The organism is Shinella sp. S4-D37 (genome assembly GCF_040812195.1).
Lineage (GTDB): Bacteria > Pseudomonadota > Alphaproteobacteria > Rhizobiales > Rhizobiaceae > Shinella.
This window is the reverse complement of record NZ_JBFNXL010000005.1, coordinates 2355036-2373147: the sequence shown is the minus strand read 5'-3', so window position 1 is coordinate 2373147 and position 18112 is coordinate 2355036. Positions and strand designations below refer to the sequence as shown.

The window sequence follows — 18112 nt, the reverse complement described above, 5'->3', positions numbered from 1 at the left end:
CTATGTCCTCGCTGCGTTTCTCACCGCGGAGCTGGCAACGTCGATGAACAGGTCCACCGTCCTGGTGGCGCCCATCCGCTGCTTGGCGATGATGAATTCAAGCTTGTTCTGGCAGGCCGCAAGCTTCTCCATGCGGTCGGCCTCGTCGTCGGCGTTCTTGCCCTTGGCCTTGCCGAGATAGTAGGCCTCGCGGAACAGGAAGATGACCGTATCGGCGTCCTGTTCGATCGAGCCGCTTTCCCGCAGATCGGAGAGCATCGGGCGTTTATCGTCCCTGCTTTCGACCTGGCGCGACAACTGTGAGAGCGCCAGCACCGCCACATTGTATTCGCGGGCGAGATTTCGCAGGCCGGCCGATATCTCGGTGATTTCCGCCGTGCGGTTGCCCTGATAGCGTGCCGAGGCCGCGATGAGCTGGAGATAGTCCACCGCCAGCACCTTCAGCGGCGTGCCGGCCCGCTCGGCGTTCTCCGCCATGCGATCCACCTTGGCGCGGATCTCGGGCATGGACAGGCCGGAAGCGTCCTCGATCATCAACGGAAGCGCATCTAGCTTGCGTTGCGACAGGACGATGTGTTCGAACTCCGCTTCACTGACGCGGCCGGTCAGGAGGTCGGCATAGGCAATCGAACCATGTTCGTTGAAGGCAATGTCGGTCAGCGCGCGCAAAGCCAAGGAGCGTGCGGCCATCTCCAGCGAGATAAATCCTACACCGGCACCGGCCTGTGCCGCCTGGATGGCGATGGAGAGGGCCACGGCCGTCTTGCCCATCGACGGGCGGGCGCCGATGATGGTCATCTCCCCCGCCTGTATTCCACCCGTGGCGCGGTTTACATCGGCGAGGCCCCAGGTCGTGCCCGTGAGGCCGCCGCCCTGCTTCATCGCTTCAGATACCGCCGAGACAGCATTCTCTGAAGCTTCGCCGATGCTGAACAGGGTCTTGCGATGCTTGCCGCGCCGGAGAGCGGACGAAACATCGTCAAGAGCGTGAGACGCCGTGCGGATCAACTCGGGTGGACTGGTGCCAGGATCGGCCGCGGCGAGAAGCAGGCGTTCAGCCTCCCGCCCAACCGAAAAGCGTGCCCATTGGTGCATCATGGCAGGAACGCTGTCCTTCAAGCCGGCGGCGCCGCGGACGGTGCCCCCGACCAGACGGGCGAGGTATTCCGGCACGGGAATGCCGATCTGCTTTGCGACCCCCTCCAGGTCGACGGTCGCGGCCAGCACATTGCGGACGAGATCCAGCCGGACGGAACGATATTGGTCGGCCGCCTGCTTCATGCTGGCGAACAGTTCGCGGTGGAAGGGTTCGATGAAGTGTCCCGGCTCCAAAGAGCCGGGTACATGTTTGACGTCACCGGAGAGGAGGAGCGCGCCAAGCACCTCTTGCTCCAGTTCAGGGATATAGCTGGCGTCGAGGGCGGTGCTCATTTTCCACCCCGCATGAATGGGCCGCCCTGATTGTGAAAGGCATCGGCAAGCTGCGCGATGGGCAGCGGCCAATGGTCAGCCATCATCTGGCCAGCAGCTACGCAGTACGCGGTTTCTGCCGGGCCGCCGCCCCATTCATCATCGGATTTCTGATAGTCGTGTAGTTGGTCGATTGCGCCGCAGAGGCCTTGCGCCATGGCGTGGCACATGATCGTCACGATTGAGCTACCGTTTTGAGCAGCTACTACGGGCCGATTATCCCGGTCGAAGTTTTGACAATGCTCCAGCATCCGGCGCGCTGCGTCTTCTGGCAAGAACGCCCCGGCCAAAGCCTCAACCTCGACCCACAGGAAATCCGGTTCGCCGTGCGGCGGGGTAAAGAACCCCACCGCCCGGCCGTTGATTTCTTTGCAACCGATGTGGCGAGCTTTGATATTCTTCATGCTGCCACCGCCTTCCGGCTGTCCGAAATGATCCGGACCCTAGACAGGAGGCGGAACCGCCCATGTCTTCCCGGGAATTGCCCCCCGTGGTCTTCATACTCGGTATCGATGTCGAAACCGGCTCCGCGAAGGCGGAAAATGTAGTGTGAAATCCGTGGTGCCGGCCGCTCGATCGATGTCAGGCCGCGGGGTCCTGCCTGTATCAACTGATCGAGCATCCAGGCCTGCCGGCCGATGACGGTAACCGGCAGGCTTTCGGAGCCGTCCGGCAGGGTGATGACTGCGCGCAAGGTGAACTTTTTCATGCTGCCGTACCTCCAAGGCCATGGAGCTGGCAGACGGTTACGGCATGGAAATAGGAGATGCCGAACCTGCGCATGACGGAGCGGGCCGCCAGCATTTCAGATTGAGTTTTGTGGGTGTTTTCGGTAAGGTTCGAAACATCAGCTCCGCCAAGATGCTGGATATTTCGAGCCTCGCCCCGGATACCCGCGGCGGGGTTCTTCCTTTTCATGGTCGCCCCCGTTAAGCGGCAACCGGAAGATTCTTAAGGTAGGCCTCAAGCTCTTCCACGATAACGAGAGTGCGCGAACCGATTTTCCGCGGCTTCAGCGTGCCGTCCTTGAAAAGCTGGTAGAGCTTCGTGCGGCCGATGCCGCTCAGCGCAACAGCTTCAGGAAGAGTTACAGCGATTTTCGTCATGTTGTTCATCCTTGCTCGCTAACAGACGAGCGGATGGTCACATGAGCGCGAGGGTTATGCGCTGCCCCAAATACAAATAATTTTCATCGACTTAAATGGGGTAAAACTCCACCAAATACTTCTCTACCAGTGCGCAGTATTTGGGGGTGGCACGCTACTTGGCCTCTAATTCCCTCTCCAAGCGTCTACCCAGTGCAGACGCGCGTTTAACACTTGAACGATATGCCTCGGGGAAGTGCTGATTAAGCCGGAAGAGGAAAATAGCTAGCGGCGTCCCGTCCGGCCTGTTCGTCTTGTCCAGAAACCCCTTGGGGAATTCGTGCTCGCTTGCCCACGCTCTGACCTTCACGCCAAAACGTTTGAATGACGACCCCGGCTCAAAGTGCTTCGGCTTCTCGGCAATCGCCTGCTCATAGTCCTGTCTCACTCGGTTCAGGGCCACCTTCATCTCTATGGCGACGTTGCTCACGTCATTCATTGTAAGTTCGTATCGGGTTGGTAGCGCAGTTTCATAGTCCTCTCCCGTCTCCGGATCGCGCATCGATAGGCGCGTCGGTGAGAGGGGAATGTCGCTCGACCGCAAAAAGTATTCGAAGTCAGCCATGACCTTATACGATGCGTCGGACTGGTCTGGCGCGTGGACAAGCTCCCAAAATCCGGCCAGCTGCTTCTCCATTTGACCTACAGCACGCAAGGCGTCGGCATATGTCGCCGCGTTATCTTCCGCTCGTTTGTGATCGAAGTAGTTGGACACAAGGTGGAGCAGCTTTTCCCTGGCGCTGGCGTGGATCTTACGCTCCAGAAGTACTTCGAGCTCTAGCCAATCCTCCTCTGTGAGGTTCAATTCGGGCGTAGGGCCATCAAACGAGGAGAAAGGCAAGCGCGGGGTTGGGTTACCCATTCTTAGCCCCTTTCAGTTTGACGACGTTCCCACTCGTTTTCGGCTCGAGGTATTTGGCCCAAGCCTCCATCAGTCGGCGCCGCTTCTCCAGTGCGTCCGCACGACGATAAGCCTGCTCAGTGGCGTCTCCGATTTTGTGGGCGAGTGCCATTTCGGCAATGTCCCGCGGGAAGCTGGTCTCATCGCCGCACCAGTCGCGAAACGAACTGCGAAAGCCATGCGCCGTGAAATGCCCCATGTCGAGCCGGCGCAATTGCATGGTCAGCGCCATAACGGAAAGCGCTTTGTCTCGCTTCTGGCCGGGAAAGACGTAGCATCCGTGACGCTGCTCATGAAGCTTACGAAGCATGTTGATCGCGGGATCCGACAAAGGAACGCGGTGTTCTTTGCCCATCTTCATGCGCGCAGCAGGGATAACCCATAGCTTGGCGTCAAGGTCGAACTCTGACCATTCGGCCAACCGCACCTCCGCCGACCGGTTGGCGCAGAGAATAAGCAACTCCAGGGCGCGCGCTGAAAGTCCTTCGGCCTCGCGCAAGGTGGCCATAAAGGATGGCAGGACATCGTACGGCATCGCGCTATGGTGACCGCGGCTGAGCCGCTTTCTGGACGGGAGCAGGAGCTTGAGATTGCCTCGCCAGGCGGCAGGGTTTTCGCCGGAGCGCCAGCCACGAGCCTTTGCAAAGTCGAGCACGCGTTCAATGCGACCGCGCAGCCGCGAGGCTGTCTCAGCCTTTTCCGTCCATATCGGAGAAAGCACCTTTAGAACATGGTCGGTGCCAATGTTAGAAACCCGGAGCGAACGAATATCCTTGCAGTAGGCGTCCCCGAGCGTCATTTCCCATTGGTCCTGATGCTTTTCATTCCGCCAGCCGGATTTCATGGTTTCCAGGAACATCTCTGCGCACCGTGCAAACGTCGGCTCTTCCTCCTTCGCCTTGTCGGCGATGGGGTCTCCGCCCAGGGCGACGACTTCGCGAAACTTGGTAGCAGCGGCCCGTGCCGTCGCGAGGCCGATGGCTGGATAAGCCCCTAAGCCCATTTCGCGCCGCTTGCCGTCGCGGGTCCACATAAATAGCCAGCTTTTCGAGCCGCCCTTGGCGACATTGAGATACAGTCCTCCGCCGTCACTATGCCGGCCGGCCTTCTTGATGTTCTTCGCCTTCACATCGTTGAGTGTGTTGAGGGCCCTTGTCATCCTTCCCCACTTCCTTCCCCATTTTCGTTCGCGGCTAGACGTGAACAAAAGTGAACGCCGCTGAACATGCCATGGCGCGGACCATAGGGGAATAAGGATTATTTTGAACGGGGATGAACAAGCGCGTATGCGAGTGTAGCGGACTTCTTCTCCGCCAGTTTTTCCCTTTTGAATCAAATGGCTGATAACGTCTCCCGGGAGAAGCGCGGGTGGCGTTTGGAAACGGTCAGGCCTGGCCGGCGGGCGCGGCGCGCTCCAGGATGGGCACGCATATATCCAGGTCGCTGGAGGCGAGGTGGGCATAGCGCATGGTCATCTGCAGCGTCTGGTGGCCGAGCCAGGTCTGGACGCGCCGGATGTCTATGCCGCCCTGGACGAGGCGCGAGGCGCAGGTGTGACGCAGAATGTGCGGCACGACGTCCGGATCCGTGCCGAGCCCCACCTCCAGCTTCGCCTCGTTCCAGGCCGCACGGAATTTCGCCTGCGAGATGCTCGCGAAGGGACCGCGCCTTCGTCGGTCCGAGGCACGGACGGCGGCTGCGGCGCGCTCGGTGAGCGGCACGGAACGGCTCCTGCCGCTCTTCGTCACCCAGAAGGTGACGCGCTCGCCCTGGATGTCCTGCCATTGCAGGCCGATGCCTTCGCCGAGGCGCGCACCGGTATCGATGAGGAAGGTGCAGAAGCGGCCGTAGAGATCGGATTTATCGAGGATGGCCGCGAAAAGCCGCGTTTCCTCGTCCGGGTCGAGAAAGCGGATGCGGCCGGCCTTTTCCCGCTGGCGCTTGATTTCCGGCAGGCCCGCTATGTCGCCCATCTTCTGCGCCTTGCGCAGAAGCTTGCTGAGTGCCGCCATCTTCCGGTTGATCGTCGCATTGCTGTTGCCGCGTGCGCGCAGCGCCGCGATCAGGCCGTCCACCATTGCATCGGTGAAATCGGAAAAGGTGGCGCCCAGCAGGATCTCGTCCAGTTCGCCGAGGAAGGACGACACGTTATACTTGTGGGAGCCCGGTTCCCAGAGGATATCGACGTAACTGTCGAGCAACCATCACAGGTTGATTGCTTTTTCCTGCTTGAAGGGATTTTGACCGGAGAATCCGTAGTGAAGGCTGTAATTGCCGATACTCTGGGCAATTTTTAGCATATTTGGGACCTCTTTGCGTGTGCAGGTCGCGCATTGGTTGCACGAAATGGTTACGAGATCCCTGCCGTTCGGTCCCCAAAACTAGCAGGTACGGGAAAGCCCGGCGCTGGGCCGGGCTTTCGATTTTCGATGGCTGTTCTATCAGAACGAGCGCTCGAGACGGACGAAGCCGGACCAGTCGTCCTGGCCGCCCTTGATGGCGCCGCGCGGGCCGTCAACGTCGGTGTACTGCAGGCTGACCTTGGCCGTGAGGTCGGTCACGATCGTGTAGTCGAGCGTGACGCCGGCGCGCCATGCATCGCGGTCACCAACGTAATCCGTGCCGAGACCGTTGTGGTCGATCGTGCCCCAGTACTGGAAGCCGGGGGTGATGGCCAGCTTGTCGCTCAGGTTGGCCTTGTACGAGGCGGCAACGGCCCATTCAGAAGCATCCCAGTAACGGCTTGCACCCGACGACCAGACAACTGCGCCCTGCAGGGTGCCCGGACCGACGTCGGCGGAAAGGCGACCACGAAGAGCTCCCTGCTCAGCGAGGAAGTCGTAGGAGCCAATGAGGTCAATGCTGACGGCGCCGAACGAACCGGTTACGATACCGGAGATGCCGAGACCATTATCAAGCTCGGCCCATGCATTGTTGGCAAAGGACTCAAGCGACGCGCCAGCGGAGAATGCGCCGCCATCGTACTTGTACGAGATTGCGTTCAGCAGGGTATTGCCGATATCGCCACCGCCGACGAAGCCGAGGAAGCCGCCATCGAGCGAGTCGGTCTCGCCGTTGATGCCCGTATCCCAGTAGTTATAGAAATAACCGACCGTGAAGCCGCTGACCTGAATGAATGCGCTGTCGAGGCCCGTTGCGCCATTGGAGTTGGTTATCAGGTCGATGTGACCGGTCAGCGTGCCGAGCTCGGTGTCGCTCTTGGCGTCGAACGTGAGGAAGCCGCGGGAAAAGGCCTTGTAGCCGGCGTCGTTGCCGACAGCGTTTTCCTTGAAGTCAACCTGGAAACGGACGTAGCCGCCGATCTGCAGGCAGGTCTCGGTGCCGGGGATGTAGAAGTAACCCGTGCCGAATGCGTCGCAAACGCGAACGTATTCCATCGGCTCCGGCTCGGCGGCAACGATAGCGTCGGCGGCCTGGGCGCCGGATACTGCTGCGAGAGCGGCAGCGGAGCCGATGAGAAGGCTCTTGATGTTCATTTTCTGACCTCCAGTCAGAAAATGAAGACCCGCATGCCGGCGACGGCTCCAGGCGCCGGCTTCCCCGACATTAGAAGACGCCGGCGCCGCGCCTATATATAAAGGAGACGTGGACGCCGCGCCGGAGACTTGAGATTCGACGGAGTCTGGAATTTTTTAAGCCCGACCCGTGGAACCCTGTTGGAATCACCTCGAATCGACGCGCCGGCGGCGGTATCGAGTTCTTCGATTCCGCCCGGATCAAAAACCGCATGACGGCACGCCGTCTTGCGGAAAGGGCCTCTCCGCCCCACCAAAGAGCGGCCTTTGCCCTCGTTTCGCCCCGTCTGTGGCATGGTCAACGCCGGATCGGCAGCCGCTAAGTGCCCGCTTCATAAGGCGTTTTGTTAAGGATCCATAAACTTTTAGCAATCCGTCCGGCCATTTTGTGTCCTTTCCGCAACAGCGCGGGGCGAAGGCTGACACAAACCCTGCCTCCTTTCAGTTTGGAGATTGCTTACAGAACGGCGTCTTGTATTTTCACCTTCGGAAGCAGGGGCGGTTGATCGTCCGCTTCCTGAACTTGGGGATGGGGCAGGGAACGCTGTCCTTCAGCAAAAAACCCAGACCCGTTTGAAACTTTTTGACTGGAGGTCAGAAAATGAACATCAAGAGCCTTCTCATCGGCTCCGCTGCCGCTCTCGCAGCAGTATCCGGCGCCCAGGCCGCCGACGCTATCGTTGCCGCCGAGCCGGAGCCGATGGAATACGTTCGCGTTTGCGACGCATTCGGCACGGGTTACTTCTACATCCCCGGCACCGAGACCTGCCTGCAGATCGGCGGCTACGTCCGTTTCCAGGTTGACTTCGCTGACGACGTCGTCGGCAACGACGCTGGCTACAAGGTCTTCACGCGTGGTTACCTCTCGTTCGACGCCAAGAGCGACACCGAGCTCGGCACGCTGACCGGCCACATCGACCTCGAAACCAACTCGAACGGTGACAGCCATCTCGATGGTGCATGGATCGAGCTCGGCGGCTTCAAGGCCGGCTACTTCTACACGGAGTGGGATAAGGGCATCAACGGCGAAACCGACTCGCTCGACGGCGGTGCCTTCGGCATCATCGGCGGCAACTCGCTGCTGAACGCTGTTTCGTACAAGTACGAAGGCGGCGCCTTCTCCGCCACCGTTGCTCTCGAATCGTTCGCCAACAACGCCTGGTCGCGCTTCGAAGACAACCTCGGCATCTCCGGCGTTGTCACCGGCTCGTTCGGCGCTGTCAGCGTTGACCTGCTCGGCTCCTACGACTTCGACGCTGAAAACGGCAACATCCGCGGTCTCGTTTCCGCTGACGTCGGCCCGGGCACCCTGCAGGGCGCAGTCGTCTGGTCGTCGGGCGCAAACCGTTACTGGGACGCTTCCGAATGGGCTGTCGCAGCTTCGTACAAGGCTAACCTGAGCGACAAGCTGGCCATCACCCCCGGCTTCCAGTACTGGAACACGATCGACTACAACGTGAACGGCGACTACCGCGGTAGCCGCGACGCTTGGCGCGCTGGCGTTACGCTCGACTACACGATCGTCACGGACCTGACCACCAAGGTCAGCCTGCAGTACACCGACGTCGACAACGGCGCTGGCAACAAGGGCGCTGGCTTCGACAACTGGGGCGGCTTCGTCCGTCTGCAGCGTTCGTTCTAATCTGATCTGACTTTCGTCAGTGACGGGAGACCCGGCTTTCGAGCCGGGTCTTTTTCGTTTCGGGGTGCCGGATCGAAGAATGCGCGCCGGCGCCCGGCGCCGCGCGAAAGGCGCAGGCTCGTTCCCTTGGAAATCGGGGAGGGCTCAGCCGCGGTCGGCGAGGAACGCCCGGACCGACGGCAGGATATCGCCGTGGTGCAGAAGCGGCGCATGGCCCTGGCCCGGCGCGGTGATTGCCCGCACGCTTGCGGCATGGGCGGCCATGCGGGCGAGCGTCTGCCGGGAAAACAGGCGGGACCGTTCGCCGCGCACCACCAGCAGCGGCTTTTCCGCCAGCAGCGCGAATTGCGGCCAGAGCGTCGCGAGCGGCTTTGAGAAATCGACGGCCTGCACCTGTTCCGTCAGCCTGGGGTCGAAATCGGCGACGATCCGTCCGTCCCGCTCGGCATAGATCGCCTCGGCCATGTCGCGCCAGTCGCCGGCCGAAAGCGCGGGGAAGGCGGGCCCGTGCAGGGCCTTCAGCCCCTCGGCCGCTGCCGCGAAACTCGTGGGGGACGAGGCGCGTGCGAGATAGTCGCGAATTTCCCGAAGCCCCTCGGCCTCTATTTCCGGGCCGATATCGTTGAGGATCGCCCCGGCGATGCAGTCCGGCTGCACGGCCGCCATGACGTGCAGGATGAGCCCGCCGCGCGAGGTTCCCGCAAAGAGCGCGCGGGTGATCCCGAGGGCGGCGAGCACGGTCAGGACGTCCCGGCATTCCACCGCGACATTGTAATTGGCGGGATTGTCGTCGCGACCGGAGAGGCCCCGCCCGCGATAATCGAGGGCGATGACGCGGCGCGGCTGCGCGGGGTCCTCGGCAAGGCATAGGGCGAGCGGATGGAAGTCGCGCGCATTGCGGCTGAGGCCGGGCAGGCAGACGAGCGGCAGCCGGCCGCCGTCCTCGGCCGGCGCGTAATCGCGCAGATGCAGCTTCAGGCCGTCCTCGGCTGGGAAGAAGCGGCTTTCGAATTCAACCATGTTCCTGTGTCCGCTCGAGGATGGGGGCGCCGAAAGGCCTCAGCGGCCGACGCTGAGATCGTGCACGATATCGGCCTTCTGGCCGAGGCGGGTCTTGTAGACCTGATAATTCTCCATCACGCGCTGCACGTAGCTGCGGGTCTCGGAGAAGGGGATGCGCTCGATCCAGTCGACGACCTCGTCGACCGGCTTGCCGCGCGGGTCGCCATAGCGGGCGATCCACTGCGGCACGCGGCGCGGGCCGGCATTGTAGGCGATGAAGGTCAGCACGTAGGAGCCGCCGAAATCGTCGATCTGCTCGCCGAGATAATGAGCGCCGAGGGTCGCGTTGTAGGCGGCGTCCGTCGTCAGCCGTTCCCGGGAATAGGCAAGGCCGTAGCGCTTGGCGACGCCCTGTGCCGTGCCGGGCATCAGCTGCAACAAGCCCTGCGCATTGGCGGGGGAGACGGCGGCCGGGTTGAAGGCGCTTTCCTGCCGGGCGATGGCATAGGCGAGCGCCTTGCCCGAGCCGGCAATGTCGGCGCTGTCGGGAATGACGCCGATCGGGAAGGCGAGCGCCGCCACGTCGATGCCGCGCCCGAAGGCGATCTTGCCGATCTGCAGCGAAAGCTGGTGGTTGCCGCCCTTTTCCGCCTGCGCGGCGAGAAGCGCAAGCTCGCCCGGGCTCATCAGTTCGCCGGCGAGCGCCCGATAGAGGCTGTCGCCGCGCCAGCCGTGGCCGGCCGCCTGCAGGCGGGCGATCGCCTGCACGGCCTCGCGCCGGTTGAAGCGGGCGCGCTCCTCGACTGTCGGCTTCGGATAGGCGACGTTCAGCGCCGTGCGGCCGAGGCGCGCTGCGGCAAGCTGGCCGTAGAAGGTGCCGGGAAAGTTCGCGGCCTTGGCGAAATGCGCCTTGGCCTCCTGCGGATTGCCCTTCTCCGCCGCCCGCCCCAGCCAGTACCAGGCGCGGGAAACGGACAGCGGCCGGTCGGAGACCTGCAGGATGCGCTGGAAATGGCCGCTCGCGGTCCTCGGGTCGTCGAGGTCGCGCAGCGCGTACCAGCCGGCGTGGAATTCCGCCTCGACGATATCCGTCGGCTCGTCCGCGCCGTGCCGGGCGGCGACGCGATAGGCATCGCGAAAGTCGCCGAGATCGGCAAGGCCGCGGCTGACGATGCGCTGCTCGTTCCACCAGGCGCCGGGATTGACCAGGCGCGCCGGGTCTTCCGGCATGGCGGAGAAGAGTTTTGCGGCCGCGCGATATTCCTCGGCGTTGCGCAGATGGCGGATGCGCAGGAACGTATAGGCCGGGTCCTTCTGCCAGCGCGCGTCGACGGCCTTGATCAGGGCGCCCGCCGTCTTGTTCTTGCGGATGACCGCCGCCCAGGCGCGGTAGAGCGACTGCGCCTTGCCGAGATCGCCGAAACGCTGCGCCTGGTCGGCGCGGTCGCGGTAGAGCAGCATTTCCATGCGCGCCCTGTGGTCGCCTTCGGTCAGAAGCGTGCCGAATTCGTCGAGGATCCTCGTCTCGATCTCCGTGGAGAGCGCTTCCCTCGACCAGTAGGAGCGCAGCACCTCGCCGGCGCGTGCGGCATTGCCGCTGGCGATAAGGGCGCGGCTAAGCACGATGGCTCCTTCCGCCGTTTCCGGACGCGTCGTGCCGAAGGCGGCAAGCACGTCGGCGGTCGGCGGGTTCTCGCGGGAAAGCGCCCGTTCGGAATTGGCGCGCAGCGCCTTCAGGCCCGGCCATCCCTTCAGCTCCTTCTGGGCGGCGGCGATTTCGAAGGAGGGCACGCCGCGCTGGCCGGAGACGGCGATCGCCCAGGTCAGGATATGCCGGTCGAGGCTGTCCTTGGGCAGGCGGTCGCGGGCGGCGATGGCGGTCGCCGCGTCGCGGTTGGAGAGCGCGTCGAGCCCGGCGGTGAGGTCGGCGCTCGCCGGCTGTCCGACGTCCAGGCGCGGAATGGCATTGGTGACGACGTCCCTGGAGGGCATGTCGGCGGCAAAACCGAGCGGCTTGACCGCCGGAACGGCCGCATTGTCGGCCTCCACGGGCGAGGAGCCGAGCGCAAGGCCGGCCACACCGGCAAGGAGCAAGGCGCAAAGGGCGAAACTGTTCGTCGAGATCATGTCACATCCCGGATGACTGGCCGGCGGGGCGTTACGAGCGTGATCTTCCGCCGGATCCTTGACAATCAATTAACCCTTCGTTGCCTTAACGAAACCTAAACGCCGCGCTCACCAAGCCGTGAAGGCGCCCGCATCGAAGGCGACGGATCAGAGAAGGGGAATATTCGCGCCTCCGCCGTCCTTCCGCCTTGATCATGCATGAAAAACGCCCCGCGCGCCGCTTGCCGCAGGGCTGCCACATGATTATTGTGCGGGCGTTTTTAACCACGGAATACGGCCAAAGCATGTAAGCCCAAGGGCGGCTCTGGCTTCAGGAGTTCTCGATGCTCAAGGGATCCTTTCCCGCTCTCGTCACCCCGTTCACCGATGCCGGCGCCGTCGATGAAGACGCCTTTGCCGCGCATGTCGAATGGCAGATCGGCGAGGGTAGCCACGGCCTCGTCCCGGTCGGCACGACCGGCGAATCGCCGACGCTGTCGCATGACGAGCACAAACGGGTGGTGGAACTGTGCATCAAGGTGTCGGCCGGCCGCGTGCCCGTGATCGCCGGCGCCGGCTCGAACAACACGAAGGAAGCGATCGACCTCGCCCAGCACGCCGAGAAGGCAGGCGCGGACGCGATCCTCGTCGTCACGCCCTATTACAACAAGCCGACGCAGAAGGGCCTCTTCGCCCATTTTGCGGCCATTGCCGAGAGCGTGAAGCTGCCGATCGTCATCTACAACATTCCCGGCCGCTCCGTGGTCGACATGTCGCCGGAGACGATGGGCGCGCTGCACAAGGCGCATCCCTCGATCGTCGGCGTCAAGGATGCGACGGGCCGGATCGAGCGCGTGTCCGAGCAGCGCATCACCTGCGGCAAGGATTTCGTCCAGCTTTCCGGCGAGGACGCGACCGCGCTCGGCTTCAACGCCCATGGCGGGACGGGGTGCATCTCGGTGACGGCCAATGTCGCCCCGCGCCTGTGCGCCGAATTCCAGCAGGCGACGCTTGCCGGCGATTACGCCACCGCGCTGGAATACCAGGACAAGCTGATGCCGCTGCACAGGGCGATCTTCCTGGAACCCGGCCTTTGCGGCGCGAAATACGCGCTGAACCGCACGCGCGGCATGAACCGTTTCGTCCGGTCGCCGCTGCTCTCCTCGCTGGAACCGGCCACGGAGGCAGCCATCGACGCGGCGCTGCGCCACGCCGGCCTTTTGAACTGACATGGCGACGAAAGCGCGCCCGGCGACGGTCAAGAAAATTGTAGCGGAGAACCGCAAGGCCCGCTTCAACTACGAGATCATCGATACCTACGAGGCCGGTCTCGTTCTGACCGGCACGGAGGTCAAGTCGCTGCGCGAGGGCAAGGCGAACATCGCGGAATCCTACGCCTCCGACGAGGGCGGCGAGATCTGGCTGATCAATTCCTACCTGCCGGAATATCTCCAGGCCAACCGCTTCAACCACGAGACCCGCCGGCGGCGCAAGCTGCTCTTGTCGAAGCGCGAGATCCATCGCCTGCGCGTCGCGATCAACCGCGAGGGCATGACGCTGGTGCCGCTGAAGGTCTACTTCAACGATGCCGGCCGGGCCAAACTGGAACTTGCGCTCGCCAAGGGCAAGAAGCTGCACGACAAGCGCCAGACCGAGAAGGAACGCGACTGGAATCGCCAGAAGGGCCGCCTGCTGCGCGAACGCGGCTGAGGCGAGCCGTCTCCTCGCGTCTCTTTCCTAGAGCATTTCCGGCGAACTCCGGTTCACCGGAAATGCTCTAGATTCTTGTTTTTACCGCATTATCCGATGCCGAAGCGATCTCGCTTCGGCTGGAAATGCTCTAGAACTGGCTGTAGAGCTGCGTGATGACCGATTGGCGCGCGCTGCGGGCAAGCTGCTCGCCGCCGGTCTCCGCGGGCACGTCCGGCGAGGCGGCCGGATTTGCGCTCGGCGTGCGGGCGGAAAGGAAGCTCGCCATGAGGCTGTTGAGGTCGTTGCTCTCGATGGCGAGGCGCGCGGCCGGGTTGCTGCCGCCGGCAAGGCGCGCATCTGTGGCCGCCTGCGAGGGCAGAACGGCATAGGAGGGCAGGGCGGACACGCCCGGCAGGCCGTTCGACGCATAGAGGAAGCTGAGGTCGCCGATCTCCTCGGCACTGTCGGACGGCGTCGAGACGCGGGTGACCGGCTGCGGTGCGGCGAGCGCCGCGAGGGCGGACACGGCCGGACGGGTTTCCGCCGCCATGGCCGGCGCGCGGGCATCGAGCGTGCTCGATACTCCCCGGTAGCTGTTTGCCGAAAGCGATACTGCGTCCACCATCGTCCCGATGTCCCAATGCGAAATGATTGTCCGATATCGGGAATAGCAGGGGAGTCTTGAAGAACCTTAAGGCCGGGCGGCGCTATTTGATTCAATGTTTAAGGAAGGCCTTACTCCACCCTCCCGGCACCCACGGCATGGAGGGTCGGGGCGAGCCCGACGATGACGGAGGCGAGGGAGGACATCCCGGCTCCGGCCGCCTCAGTCGGTGGCCGTCTCCACCGGCTCGACCGCGCGCTGCGGGCGTTCGGAGGGGTCGCGGCCGATCTCGGCCTTCAGCGAGCCGAGGTCGATGAAATAGTCGGCCTGGCGGCGCAGGTCGTCGGCGATCATCGGCGGCTGGGTCTGCATGGTCGACACGACCGAAACCTTGCGGCCGCGCCGCTGCAGCGCCTCGACGAGCGTGGTGAAATCGCCGTCGCCGGAGAAGATGACGAGATGGTCGACGGTCTCGGACTGTTCCATCGCGTCGATGGCCAGTTCGATGTCCATGTTGCCCTTGATCTTGCGGCGGCCGAGAGAATCGGTGAATTCCTTGGCCGGCTTGGTGACGACCTTGTAGCCGTTATAGTCGAGCCAGTCGATCAGCGGGCGGATGGAAGAGTATTCCTGGTCTTCGATCAGCGCTGTGTAGTAATAGGCGCGCAGCAGGTAGCCGCGCTTCTGGAAGGCTTTCAGGAGCTTTCTGTAGTCGATGTCGAACCCGAGTGTCCTGGAAGCCGCATAGAGATTTGCACCGTCGATGAAGAGGGCAATTTTCTCGCGGGGGTCGAACATTCTTTGCAATCCTTTTAAATAGACGTTGATGTAAACGGTTGGGTTCTGGCCAGGTGCCGGGGTGGCCGGATGCACTATCCAGTTGAATTAACTCTTTTTCATATAATCTTCATTTAGGGCACGGAGCGGAGCTTTCCAAGCAAATCTAGGTTGCGAAGGCGATTTTTCTCTCCGGCATCGTTTCAGAAGAATCGGGGTTTGCGAATTGGAGAATAGTTCCCGTCCCTTACCCAATTTGTCCGATATTTCGATCTTTTACTTTCCCTAACGTAAGGGCTAAATCAGAAGTTACATGGGTAGCCTTACGACACGCGCCGCCGCCGCCTAGGGAAGGAAAAACTTGAATTTGCCGCCCATTGCCTGTATCGGGCATGCAAACTCATGAAATTCTCGATCACAAAGGACAGGCAATGGCCCGTGTCACCGTTGAAGATTGCATTGACAAGGTAGACAACCGCTTCGAGCTGGTTCTCCTTGCAAGCCATCGCGCCCGCCTCATCTCGCAGGGCGCGGCCATCACCATCGATCGCGACAACGACAAGAACCCCGTCGTCGCGCTGCGCGAGATCGCCGACGAGACCCTGTCGCCCGACGACCTGAAGGAAGACCTGATCCACTCGCTGCAGAAGCATGTGGAAGTGGACGAGCCCGAGCCCGATCCGGCAAGCCTGGTCGTCGATGCCGCGACCGGCACGGCCGTGATCGAAGAGGACGAGGACCAGCCGGAGACCATCGCCTTCGACCGCATGTCGGAAGAAGAGCTCCTGGCCGGCATCGAAGGCCTCGTGCCGCCGGAAAAGAGCGACGATTACTGATTTCGGTTACTTTACCGAAACCTTTGATATTGCGAATGTCGGTGCGCCCCTCTTAATCTCGGGGCGCACTTTTTTTTGCCCCGCCGCGCCGGGGAGGGAGCCGACCGAGAATGATGCGTCAATATGAACTCGTCGAACGGGTTCAGAAATACAAGCCGGATGCCAACGAGGCCTTGCTGAACAAGGCCTATGTCTATGCCATGCAGAAACATGGCCAGCAGAAGCGGGCGAGCGGCGATCCCTACATTTCGCATCCCCTCGAAGTCGCTGCCATCCTCACCGAGATGCGCCTGGACGAATCGACCATCGCCGTCGCGCTGCTGCACGACACGATCGAGGACACGAGCGCCACCCGCGCGGAAATCGACGAACTGTTCGGCGAGGATATCGGTGCTCTGGTCGAGGGCCTCACCAAGATCAAGAAGCTCGACCTCGTCTCCAAGAAGGCCAAGCAGGCCGAGAACCTGCGCAAGCTCCTGCTCGCCATCTCCGACGACGTGCGCGTGCTCCTCGTCAAGCTGGCCGACCGGCTGCACAACATGCGCACGCTCGACCACATGACGCCGGAAAAGCGCGCCCGCATCTCCGAGGAGACGATGGACATCTATGCGCCGCTCGCCGGCCGCATGGGCATGCAGGACATGCGCGAGGAACTGGAGAACCTCTCCTTCCGCCATATCAACCCGGAAGCCTTCGAGACCGTCACGCGCAAGCTGGAGGACCTGTCGCAGCGCAACGAGGGCCTGATCCGCAAGATCGAGGAGGAGTTGCGCGAATTGCTGGTCGTCAACGGCCTGCCGGACGCGCTCGTCAAGGGCCGGCAGAAGACGCCCTATTCGGTCTTCCGCAAGATGCAGTCGAAGTCGCTGTCCTTCGAGCAATTGTCCGACGTCTACGCCTTCCGCATCCTCGTCGACGACATTCCCGCCTGTTATGCCGCGCTCGGCATCGTGCACACGCGCTGGCGCGTCGTGCCGGGCCGGTTCAAGGACTATATCTCGACGCCCAAGCAGAACGACTACCAGTCGATCCACACGACGATCGTCGGCCCGTCGCGCCAGCGCATCGAGCTGCAGATCCGCACCAAGCGCATGCATGAGATCGCCGAATACGGCATCGCCGCGCACTCGCTCTACAAGGACAAGGAAACGGTGAGCGGCGAGGTCGCCCGCTCGCCGGGCTCCAACGCCTATGCCCGGCTGCGCCGGACGATCGAATCGCTGGCGGAAGGCGACAATCCGGAGGAATTCCTCGAGCACACCAAGCTCGAGCTCTTCCAGGACCAGGTCTTCACCTTCACCCCGAAGGGCCAGCTCATCACGCTGCCGCGCGGCGCGACGCCGATCGATTTCGCCTATGCGGTGCATACCAATATCGGCGACACCTGCGTCGGCGCCAAGATCAACGGGCGCATCATGCCGCTCGTCACCCGCCTCAGCAACGGCGACGAGGTGGAGATCATCCGCTCGGGCATCCAGGTGCCGCCGCCGGCCTGGGAGGAGATCGTCGTCACCGGCAAGGCGCGCGCCGCGATCCGCCGCGCCACCCGCGCCGCCGTGCGCAAGCAGTATTCCGGCCTCGGCTACCGCATCCTGGAGCGCACCTTCGACCGCGCCGGAAAGTCCTTCTCGCGCGACGGCCTGAAGCCCGTGCTGCACCGGCTCGGCCAGAAGGAGGTGGAGGACGCCATCGCCGCCGTCGGCCGCGGCGAACTCTCCTCGCTCGACGTGCTGCGCGCCGCCTTCCCGGATTACCAGGACGAGCGCGTGACGGTGAAGCCGAACACGGAGGAGGGCTGGTTCAACATGCGCAGCGCCGCCGGCATGGTGTTCAAGCTGCCGGGCAAGGCGAAGTCGGCGCTGGAGGAGGGGGCGGGCGAGACCGGCCCCGAGGCGCTGCCGATCCGCGGCCTCTCGGGCAATGCCGAGGTGCATTTCTCCGCCGGCGGCGCCGTGCCGGGCGACCGCATCGTCGGCATCATGGAGAAGGACAAGGGCATCACCATCTACCCGATCCAGTCGCCGGCCCTGCAGAAGTTCGACGACGAGCCGGAACGCTGGATCGACGTGCGCTGGGACCTCGACGAGGCGAACAACACCCGCTTCATGGCGCGCATCATGATCAACGCGCTGAACGAGCCGGGCACGCTGGCCGAGGTCACCCAGACGATCGCCACAAGCGACGTCAACATCCGCTCCATGTCGATGGCGCGGGTGGCGACCGATTTCACCGAGGTGCATATCGATCTGGAGGTCTGGGACCTGCGCCAGCTCAACCAGCTGATGAGCCAGTTGAAGGAACTGCAGTCCGTCTCCACCATCCAGCGCGTCTTCGCCTGACGGTTCCATGCAAAAATGTGGCATCCTGCCCCGAATAAGGCAGGTTTGCCCAAGATTTGACC

General features: G+C 62.8%; 18 protein-coding genes. 5 read left to right on the top strand and 13 right to left on the bottom strand.

The genetic code is table 11. The annotated features are described in order from the left end of the window. The 9 genes from AB3G45_RS19070 to AB3G45_RS19030 form a co-directional block, all read right to left on the bottom strand. Entirely contained in the window at positions 1 to 1431 is a 1431-nt protein-coding gene (locus AB3G45_RS19070; protein WP_367832032.1) for a replicative DNA helicase, read from the bottom strand. Beyond that, the gene (locus AB3G45_RS19065) at positions 1428 to 1874 is read right to left on the bottom strand and encodes a hypothetical protein (RefSeq protein ID WP_367832031.1); all 447 of its coding nucleotides are present in this window, start codon (positions 1872 to 1874) and stop codon (positions 1428 to 1430) included. The genes AB3G45_RS19070 and AB3G45_RS19065 overlap by 4 nt, the downstream gene beginning before the upstream one ends. Then, a complete protein-coding gene (locus AB3G45_RS19060) occupies positions 1871 to 2179 on the bottom strand; it encodes a hypothetical protein (protein WP_367832030.1) in 309 nt (102 codons plus the stop codon). Before AB3G45_RS19060 ends, AB3G45_RS19065 begins: the two co-directional genes overlap by 4 nt. Next, the gene (locus AB3G45_RS19055; protein ID WP_367832029.1) at positions 2176 to 2388 is read right to left on the bottom strand and encodes a hypothetical protein; all 213 of its coding nucleotides are present in this window, start codon (positions 2386 to 2388) and stop codon (positions 2176 to 2178) included. Before AB3G45_RS19055 ends, AB3G45_RS19060 begins: the two co-directional genes overlap by 4 nt. Before the next feature lie 11 nt (positions 2389 to 2399). Continuing rightward, complete coding sequence (locus AB3G45_RS19050; RefSeq protein ID WP_084437816.1) at positions 2400 to 2576, bottom strand: AlpA family transcriptional regulator; 177 nt, start codon at positions 2574 to 2576, stop codon at positions 2400 to 2402. 154 nt (positions 2577 to 2730) lie between these two features. After that, positions 2731 to 3477 carry a hypothetical protein gene (locus tag AB3G45_RS19045; protein WP_367832028.1) on the bottom strand — a complete coding sequence of 249 codons (747 nt, stop codon included), beginning with the start codon at positions 3475 to 3477 and terminating at the stop codon, positions 2731 to 2733. After that, positions 3470 to 4675 carry a tyrosine-type recombinase/integrase gene (locus AB3G45_RS19040; protein ID WP_367832027.1) on the bottom strand — a complete coding sequence of 402 codons (1206 nt, stop codon included), beginning with the start codon at positions 4673 to 4675 and terminating at the stop codon, positions 3470 to 3472. Before AB3G45_RS19040 ends, AB3G45_RS19045 begins: the two co-directional genes overlap by 8 nt. Before the next feature lie 226 nt (positions 4676 to 4901). After that, on the bottom strand, positions 4902 to 5717 hold the full coding sequence (locus AB3G45_RS19035) for a tyrosine-type recombinase/integrase (RefSeq protein ID WP_367832026.1): 816 nt from the start codon (positions 5715 to 5717) through the stop codon (positions 4902 to 4904). A 240-nt stretch (positions 5718 to 5957) separates the two neighbouring features. Continuing rightward, positions 5958 to 7013 (bottom strand): porin, encoded by a 1056-nt coding sequence (locus tag AB3G45_RS19030; protein WP_367832025.1) that lies wholly within the window; start codon positions 7011 to 7013, stop codon positions 5958 to 5960. Between the two features lie 640 nt (positions 7014 to 7653). On the opposite strand from AB3G45_RS19030, the gene AB3G45_RS19025 reads away from it, so the two are divergent. Next, on the top strand, positions 7654 to 8694 hold the full coding sequence (locus AB3G45_RS19025) for a porin (protein ID WP_367832024.1): 1041 nt from the start codon (positions 7654 to 7656) through the stop codon (positions 8692 to 8694). A gap of 144 nt (positions 8695 to 8838) precedes the next feature. Here the strand turns inward: AB3G45_RS19025 and AB3G45_RS19020 are convergent, their stop codons facing one another. After that, positions 8839 to 9714 (bottom strand): alpha/beta fold hydrolase, encoded by an 876-nt coding sequence (locus tag AB3G45_RS19020; RefSeq protein ID WP_367832023.1) that lies wholly within the window; start codon positions 9712 to 9714, stop codon positions 8839 to 8841. A gap of 39 nt (positions 9715 to 9753) precedes the next feature. Further along, positions 9754 to 11823: a transglycosylase SLT domain-containing protein gene (locus AB3G45_RS19015; RefSeq protein ID WP_367832022.1), complete on the bottom strand. Its 2070-nt coding sequence runs from the start codon at positions 11821 to 11823 to the stop codon at positions 9754 to 9756. Between the two features lie 323 nt (positions 11824 to 12146). Between AB3G45_RS19015 and dapA the strand changes: the two genes are divergently transcribed. Together dapA and smpB are read left to right on the top strand one after the other, a co-directional pair. Then, complete coding sequence (gene dapA / locus AB3G45_RS19010) at positions 12147 to 13031, top strand: 4-hydroxy-tetrahydrodipicolinate synthase (protein WP_367832021.1); 885 nt, start codon at positions 12147 to 12149, stop codon at positions 13029 to 13031. 1 nt (position 13032) lies between these two features. Then, complete coding sequence (gene smpB, locus AB3G45_RS19005) at positions 13033 to 13512, top strand: SsrA-binding protein SmpB (protein ID WP_367832020.1); 480 nt, start codon at positions 13033 to 13035, stop codon at positions 13510 to 13512. Positions 13513 to 13642: 130 nt separating this feature from the next. Here smpB and AB3G45_RS19000 read toward each other — a convergent pair whose 3' ends face one another. Together AB3G45_RS19000 and AB3G45_RS18995 are read right to left on the bottom strand one after the other, a co-directional pair. Continuing rightward, positions 13643 to 14119: a hypothetical protein gene (locus AB3G45_RS19000; RefSeq protein WP_367832019.1), complete on the bottom strand. Its 477-nt coding sequence runs from the start codon at positions 14117 to 14119 to the stop codon at positions 13643 to 13645. Positions 14120 to 14320: 201 nt separating this feature from the next. Continuing rightward, the gene (locus AB3G45_RS18995; RefSeq protein WP_367832018.1) at positions 14321 to 14896 is read right to left on the bottom strand and encodes an NYN domain-containing protein; all 576 of its coding nucleotides are present in this window, start codon (positions 14894 to 14896) and stop codon (positions 14321 to 14323) included. Positions 14897 to 15306: 410 nt separating this feature from the next. Here AB3G45_RS18995 and rpoZ point away from each other — a divergent pair, with 410 nt between their 5' ends. Together rpoZ and AB3G45_RS18985 are read left to right on the top strand one after the other, a co-directional pair. Continuing rightward, a complete protein-coding gene (rpoZ, locus tag AB3G45_RS18990) occupies positions 15307 to 15711 on the top strand; it encodes a DNA-directed RNA polymerase subunit omega (RefSeq protein WP_367832017.1) in 405 nt (134 codons plus the stop codon). A gap of 110 nt (positions 15712 to 15821) precedes the next feature. After that, entirely contained in the window at positions 15822 to 18050 is a 2229-nt protein-coding gene (locus AB3G45_RS18985) for a bifunctional (p)ppGpp synthetase/guanosine-3',5'-bis(diphosphate) 3'-pyrophosphohydrolase (protein ID WP_367832016.1), read from the top strand. The last annotated feature ends 62 nt before the right edge of the window (positions 18051 to 18112 follow it).